This is a genomic window from Streptomyces sp. NPDC037401 (assembly GCF_055602345.1).
Genome location: NZ_JBVJWO010000033.1, coordinates 82,178 through 88,361 on the forward strand (window position 1 = coordinate 82,178; position 6,184 = coordinate 88,361).

9 protein-coding genes are annotated in these 6,184 nt (G+C 73.4%); 6 read left to right on the forward strand and 3 right to left on the reverse strand.

The window, feature by feature from the left end; all coding sequences use genetic code 11:
* Positions 1-41: 41 nt before the first annotated feature.
* From ACZ7H1_RS29230 to ACZ7H1_RS29250, 5 genes are all read left to right on the forward strand, one after another.
* Positions 42-620 (forward strand): TetR/AcrR family transcriptional regulator, encoded by a 579-nt coding sequence (locus ACZ7H1_RS29230; protein WP_470790797.1) that lies wholly within the window; start codon positions 42-44, stop codon positions 618-620.
* Positions 617-1,318: a nucleoside/nucleotide kinase family protein gene (locus tag ACZ7H1_RS29235; RefSeq protein WP_470790798.1), complete on the forward strand. Its 702-nt coding sequence runs from the start codon at positions 617-619 to the stop codon at positions 1,316-1,318. The genes ACZ7H1_RS29230 and ACZ7H1_RS29235 overlap by 4 nt, the downstream gene beginning before the upstream one ends.
* A 104-nt stretch (positions 1,319-1,422) precedes the next feature.
* Positions 1,423-2,361, forward strand: a complete 939-nt coding sequence (gene bla / locus ACZ7H1_RS29240; RefSeq protein WP_470790799.1) for a class A beta-lactamase — start codon at positions 1,423-1,425, stop codon at positions 2,359-2,361.
* 67 nt (positions 2,362-2,428) lie between these two features.
* The gene (locus tag ACZ7H1_RS29245; RefSeq protein WP_470790800.1) at positions 2,429-3,616 is read left to right on the forward strand and encodes an MFS transporter; all 1,188 of its coding nucleotides are present in this window, start codon (positions 2,429-2,431) and stop codon (positions 3,614-3,616) included.
* A 121-nt stretch (positions 3,617-3,737) separates the two neighbouring features.
* Positions 3,738-4,280: a heme-binding beta-barrel domain-containing protein gene (locus ACZ7H1_RS29250; RefSeq protein ID WP_470790801.1), complete on the forward strand. Its 543-nt coding sequence runs from the start codon at positions 3,738-3,740 to the stop codon at positions 4,278-4,280.
* A gap of 64 nt (positions 4,281-4,344) precedes the next feature.
* On the opposite strand, the gene ACZ7H1_RS29255 is transcribed toward ACZ7H1_RS29250, so the two are convergent.
* The 3 genes from ACZ7H1_RS29255 to ACZ7H1_RS29265 form a co-directional block, all read right to left on the reverse strand.
* A complete protein-coding gene (locus ACZ7H1_RS29255; protein ID WP_470790802.1) occupies positions 4,345-4,602 on the reverse strand; it encodes a hypothetical protein in 258 nt (85 codons plus the stop codon).
* Positions 4,589-4,867 (reverse strand): DUF6400 family protein, encoded by a 279-nt coding sequence (locus ACZ7H1_RS29260; protein WP_470790803.1) that lies wholly within the window; start codon positions 4,865-4,867, stop codon positions 4,589-4,591. The genes ACZ7H1_RS29255 and ACZ7H1_RS29260 overlap by 14 nt, the downstream gene beginning before the upstream one ends.
* Before the next feature lie 96 nt (positions 4,868-4,963).
* Entirely contained in the window at positions 4,964-5,302 is a 339-nt protein-coding gene (locus ACZ7H1_RS29265; protein ID WP_470790804.1) for a MerR family transcriptional regulator, read from the reverse strand.
* 411 nt (positions 5,303-5,713) lie between these two features.
* On the opposite strand from ACZ7H1_RS29265, the gene ACZ7H1_RS29270 reads away from it, so the two are divergent.
* Positions 5,714-6,073: a hypothetical protein gene (locus ACZ7H1_RS29270; RefSeq protein WP_470790805.1), complete on the forward strand. Its 360-nt coding sequence runs from the start codon at positions 5,714-5,716 to the stop codon at positions 6,071-6,073.
* Positions 6,074-6,184 lie beyond the last annotated feature (111 nt).

A 6,184-nucleotide genomic window follows, 5' to 3' on the forward strand; every position in this document is an offset into this window, starting at 1 on the left:
CTACGGTTTCGTAGCGGGTGCGGAGTGTTTATCGTGGAGGAATGCCGCAGACGCCGGGACTCCGCGAACGCAAGAAGGCCGCCACCCGCAAGGCCCTGTCCGACGCCGCCCTGGCCCTGTTCCTGGAGCGCGGGTACGACCGCGTCACCGTCGCCGAGATCGCCCGCCGCGCGGAAACCGCCGTGACCACGCTGTTCACGTACTTCCCCGGCGGCAAGGAGGCGCTGATCCTCGGCGACGGCACCGAACGCCGGGCCGCGCTGACCGCCGCCGTACGGGAGCGCCCGCGGGGCACGTCCGTCCTCGCCGCCCTGCACGCGTTCCTCGCGGAGCGCGGACCGTTCATCCGCGGCGCCGGCCCCGAACACCGGCGCCGCACCGAACTGGTCCTGTCGACCCCGGCGCTGCGGGCGTACAACCGGACCCTGTGGGTCGGCTGCGAGGAGGCGCTGACCCGGATCCTGGCCGAGGAGACGGGCCGGTCCGCGGACGACTTCGCCCTGCGCGTACTGGCCCGCTACGTGCTGGAGACCCCCGACCTCGCCGGCGCCGCCCCCGACCCGCGCGCCGCCCTGGACACGGTCTTCGCCCGCCTCGCGCTCGGCTGGCCGGAGCTGTGACCGGCCGCCGCGCCGGGCAGGCACCGCACCCGCACCCCGCCGGCCTGACCGACCGGGCCCGCGCACTGGCCGCCGCCGACGGCCGGCGCATCCTGGGCATCACCGGTCCGCCCGGCGCCGGCAAGTCCACCCTGGCCGTGCAGCTCGCCGAGGCGCTCGGGCCGCACCGGGCCGCCGTCGTGCCGATGGACGGCTTCCACCTCGCCCAGGCGGAGCTGGAGCGCCTCGGCCGGGCCGACCGCAAGGGCGCCCCCGACACCTTCGACGCCGCCGGGTACGCGGCGCTGCTGCACCGCCTGCGCGAACCCTCCGCCGGCCCGGTCTACGCCCCGGAGTTCGACCGCTCGCTGGAGGAACCGGTCTCCGGCAGCATCGCGGTCCACCCGGGCGTACCGCTGGTGATCACCGAGGGGAACTACCTGCTGCACGACGGGGGCGAGTGGGCGCGCGTACGGCCCCTGCTGGACGAGGTGTGGTTCCTCGCCCCCGACGACGAGCTCCGCGTCCGGCGGCTGGTCGACCGCCACGTACGCCACGGCAAGGACCGTGCCCGTGCCGTGGCCTGGGTGGCCCGCTCGGACGAGGCCAACGCCCGCCTGATCGCCGCGGGCCGGTCCCGGGCCGACCTGGTGGTGACCACGCCCGGCCCCGCGCCCGGCCCGACTCCCCGCCCCGCGCCCGGCCCGATGCCTGGCTGACCACCGGACCGGACACCGGTACGAACGGGTGGGAACCGGCACACCGCCCGGCGCGTCATGATCGGAAAGGTCCCGATCGAAAGGGGTTCGTACCCGTGTGTCCCATGCGCCCTGCCCGCCGTACCGTGCTGACCGCCCTCGGCGCCGGAGCCGGCGCACTCCTGACCGCGTCCGCCCCGGCCGTCGCGGCCCCGGCGCCCCGTGGCCGCATCACGGAGTCCCTGGCCGCCCTCGAACGCGAACACGGCGCCCGCCTCGGCGTCTTCGCCTGCGACACGGGCACCGGCCGGACCGTCACCCACCGCGCGGACGAACGCTTCCCCCTGTGCTCGGTGTTCAAGACCCTGGCCTCCGCGGCCGTCCTGCGGGACCTCGACCACGACGGCACCGTCCTCGGCCGCCGCGTCCACTACACCGAGGCGGACATCGCGCGGTCCGGCTACTCGCCCCGGACCAAGCAGGAGAAGCACCTGGCCGACGGCCTGACCATCGCCGAACTGTGCGAAGTGGCCATCACGCACAGCGACAACACCGCCGCCAACCTGCTCCTGCGCGAGCTCGGCGGCCCTGCCGCCCTCACCCGCTTCGCCCGCTCCCTCGGCGACCGCACCACCCGCCTCGACCGCTGGGAGCCCGAGCTCAACAGCGCCGAGCCCGACCGGATCACGGACACCACCACACCCCGCGCGATCGGCCGCACGTACGCCCGCCTGACGCTCGGAGACGCGCTCGGCCGCCGCGACCGCGCCCTGCTCAACGGCTGGCTGCTCGCCAACACCACCAGCGGCACGCGGTTCCGCAAGGGCCTGCCCGCCGACTGGCGACTGGGCGACAAGACCGGCGGCGGCTCCTACGGCACCAACAACGACGTCGGCATCGCCTGGCCCCCGCACCGCGCGCCGCTCGTGCTCGTGGTCCTGACGACCAAGCCGGACCGGGACGCCGCGTCGGACGACGGACTGGTCGCCGGGGCCGCCGAGCTGCTCGCCGGTGCTTTCGCCGGCACCGGCCGCAGCCTCGCCCCCGGCACGGCCCACCGCTGACGGCCTGCGGCGCGCCGTGCACGCACGCCGTGCCGGGCCGGGCGCCGCGCGGGTTACCGTCGGCGGCATGGACGGTGAACGTCACGGATGGCGCCAGTGTCTGCTCGGCGGGGCGGTGTTCCTCGTGTGCATGGCCGGCACCACGCTGCCCACCCCGCTCTACGGCCTCTACCAGGAGAAGTTCGGGTTCTCCGAGCTGATCGTGACCGTCGTGTACGCCGTGTACGCCTTCGGGGTCATCGGTGTGCTGCTGCTGGCGGGCAACGCCTCGGACGCCGTTGGCCGGCGGCCGGTCCTGCTGTGGGGCCTGGTGTTCTCCGCGGCGAGCGCCGTCTGCTTCCTCTGCGCCACCGGCCTGGGCTGGCTGTACGCGGGACGACTGCTCTCGGGACTGTCCGCCGGCCTGTTCACCGGGGCCGCCACGGCGTACGTGATGGAACTGGCACCGGACGGCGGCGCCTCCCGCGCGACGTTCGTGGCGACGGCCGCCAACATGGGCGGGCTGGGCTGCGGCCCGCTGCTCGCCGGAGTGCTCGCGCAGTACGCCGCCTGGCCGCTCTACCTGCCTTTCCTCGTGCACCTGGCCCTGGTGGCGGTCTCGGCCGCCGTCCTGCTGGGGCTTCCCGAGACCGTGCGCGACCGGCGGCCGCTGAGCACCGTACGGCCGCAGCGTCCCGGCCTGCCCCCGCAGGTCCGGGCGGTGTTCGGGCCCGCGGCCATCGCGTCGTTCGTGGGCTTCGCGCTGTTCGGGGTGTTCACGTCCGTCAGCCCGTCGTTCCTCGCCCAGTCCCTGGACGTGCACAACCGCGCCGTGAGCGGGCTGGTCGTCGCCCTGGCCTTCTTCGCCTCGACCGCCGGGCAGCTGGCGGTCCCCCGCGTGGGGTTCGGGCGCTCGCTGCCGCTGGGCTGCGCCGGCCTCTTCGCCGGACTGGCACTGCTCGCGGGGGCGCTGCGCTGGGACCTGCTGGCGCTGGTGGTGCTGAGCGCGCTGGTCGGCGGGGCCGGGCAGGGACTGGCCTTCCGCGGCGCGCTGTCCGCGGTGGCCGGGGCGTCTCCGCCGGACCGGCGGGCCGCGGTGATCTCGACGCTCTTCGTGGTGGCGTACGCGGGCATCTCGGTGCCCGTGATCGGGGTGGGCGTGCTGGCGGAGCCGCTCGGCCTGGAAGGAGCGGGCCTGGTGTTCATCGCGTGCATGGCGGTCCTGGTGACGATCGCGGGGCTGTACCTGCTCCGCCGGCCGGTACGGACGCGATGACCCGGCGCGCTGCCTGCATCCCCGTCAGAAGGGCCTGCCCCGGAGACTGTTGAAGCCGGCCGCCGGGCCGCGCGCGCTAAGCTGCGCGCGCCGCAGTACGCACACACAGACGAGGTGAACGGTGTTCGAGCCGGTCCAGGAGAATCCGTACCCCGACAGCCACGTCCTCGGAACGGGCCCCGAGCCGCACCCGCTGCTGAAGCCGGTGCTGCCGCTGCTGGGCCGCTGGCAGGGAACCGGGCGCGGCGAGTACCCGACCCTGGAGAAGGACTTCCGGTACGCGCAGGAGGTCACGTTCAGCCACGACGGGCGCCCGTTCCTGGTGTACGAGGCACGGGCCTGGCTCATCGACGAGTCCGGCGCCCCGCTGCGCCCGGCGGGACGCGAGAGCGGATGGTGGCGGGTGACTCCCGACGCGTCGCTGGAGGTCGTCCTCGCCCATCCCACCGGAATCGTCGAGACGTTCGTCGGCCGGATCTCGGGGGAGGAGTTCGAGATCGAGACCAAGGAGGTGGCGACGACCCCGCTGGCCAAGGAGGTCACCGCGACGCGGCGCCGCTACACCCTCGACGGCGCCGGCCTGACCGTCGTCCAGGACATGGCGGCCGTGGGCCGGCCGATGCAGCACCACCTGTCCACGCATCTGCGGCGACGCCCGTCCTGACCGGCCCGCGCCGGGCGGTCCGGCCTGCCCGGCCGTCCGGCTCGGGCAGGTCAGATCGGTGAGGTCAGAGCCGGGGGAGTCCGGCGGTCACGCGCTTCCACGGCGACCGGGTGGCCCCGAAGCCGCTCTCGTGGTCCCAGATGTGGGTGCAACCCGGGCACTGGAGGTGGAGCAGGCTGCCGGAGTGGGAGAGCAGGTAGCGCCAGTGGTCGCGGCAGGTCTGCCGCTCCTCGCAGGGGGTGCACCCCCGGGTGTCCTCGCAGTTCGGGCAGGCCACCCATGCCCGGCGCCCGATGTCGGCCTGCGGGTCAAGAGGCAGCACGGCCGGCCCCGTCCCCGCGCCGGGGCAGCACACCGGCCGCCACCAGGTCGTCGTACAGGCGCTGCTGCCCCTCGTCGAGTCCGGAGTACAGCAGGTCGTACGCCGCCTCCTCGCCGAGCAGGACCTCGACCGGGTCCCAGTCGGGCCCGAGCGCGGCCATGACCTGGGCCCGCCGCAGGACCTCCTGCGCGCTGAGGTCGACGGCGAAGTCGACGAGCGCGGGGTCGCCCGGGTCGATGGGGGGTGTGGGGTGGTGCACGTCCATACAGTGAACTTAGGTAACCCTTCCTTCCCCGGTCAAGGGAGGGTGGGCGGAGTCACAGGCGGGCCGCCCGGGCCGACTGAGCGGCCTTCCGGTTCCTCAGTCGGTGCCCTTGCCCGACCGCTCTGCGGCGCGGCGGTATTCGGCGTTGATGCGCTGCGCCTCCTCGAGCTGGTCCTCGAGGATGACAATGCGGCAGGCGGCCTCGATCGGAGTGCCCTGGTCGACGAGCTCCCGAGCACGGGCGGCGATCCGCAGCTGGTACCGGGAGTAGCGCCGGTGGCCGCCGTCGGAGCGGAGCGGGGTGATCAGGCGGGCCTCTCCGATGGCCCGGAGGAATCCGGGGGTGGTGCCGAGCATCGCTGCTGCGCGGCCCATCGTGTAGGCGGGGTAGTCGTCGTCGTCCAATCGGCCGCCGAGCGCATTATCCGCTGTCATCTGCACCTCTTCCTGGGAGCGCGTCGAGGGGCCCTGGTGCCGTACGGCACCAGGGCCCCGAAGGAAATTCAACACCATCCGTCGGCCCTAGTGATGCGCCGACCTCCTGTTTCCGCTGCCACGCCCTGCTGAAGGGCGGGGGTGCGGGGATCGCGAATGCGTAACCGGGGACCACCTTCCATTCCGGGGTCTTGCGGTACCCGGGCCGAAGCTCCACCACCCGGGCGATCCTGATGGCGTCTGCTCCTTCCGTCCTCCGTCTTTGGCTACAGGAGAAACCTTAGCCATGGGAGAGATCAATGTCTACTGCGGCGAGGATAGATTTTCGGATACTCAATGGCCAGGTATCGGTGCGGAACATCCCGGGATGCAGGTTCGCCCCGGCATCCGGGGCGAATAGAATCGGGTTCCATGTCGAAGCCTGACGAGCTGCTCGCTGACATCGCCGCCATGGTGGAGTCCGGGCAGACCAATCAGATGTCCCTGACCGTGGTCACCAACGGCGCCGTGATCACCGGCCGGCTGGCTCCCGAAGCCGTGTGGAGGCAGCGCGTATCGGAGGTCCTGACGGACTCGGCCCAGCTGGGCGAGTTCTCCGGTGTCTTCAATACCTCCGTACGGAAGGAAGGGCCGCCCGAACACCTTCACTTCCATGTCGCCCGGATCCTCCAGGGCCCGGTGGGCATCCCCGAGACGGGCGGTATGTACCGGGTGTCGATCGAGGACGTCAGCGCCTGGACGGTGGGTGACTTCAGCTACTCCGACCACTGAGCCGCCCCGCCGCGGCGATCCGCGGCGCGGCACCCCGAAAAGGGGGGGGGGGGGGGGGGGGGGGGGGGGGGGGGGGGGTCGGCCGGCCGCGATTGTGTGGGTGTGCGTCTG

Bases quoted from the DNA above. Each gene is read 5' to 3' on its own strand.
- ACZ7H1_RS29230 (WP_470790797.1), top strand. From the start codon at position 42: ATGCCGCAGACGCCGGGACTCCGCGAACGCAAGAAGGCCGCCACCCGC.
- bla (WP_470790799.1), top strand. From the start codon at position 1,423: ATGCGCCCTGCCCGCCGTACCGTGCTGACCGCCCTCGGCGCCGGAGCC.
- ACZ7H1_RS29245 (WP_470790800.1), top strand. From the start codon at position 2,429: ATGGACGGTGAACGTCACGGATGGCGCCAGTGTCTGCTCGGCGGGGCG.
- ACZ7H1_RS29260 (WP_470790803.1), bottom strand. From the start codon at position 4,867: ATGGACGTGCACCACCCCACACCCCCCATCGACCCGGGCGACCCCGCG.
- ACZ7H1_RS29265 (WP_470790804.1), bottom strand. From the start codon at position 5,302: ATGACAGCGGATAATGCGCTCGGCGGCCGATTGGACGACGACGACTAC.
- ACZ7H1_RS29270 (WP_470790805.1), top strand. From the start codon at position 5,714: ATGTCGAAGCCTGACGAGCTGCTCGCTGACATCGCCGCCATGGTGGAG.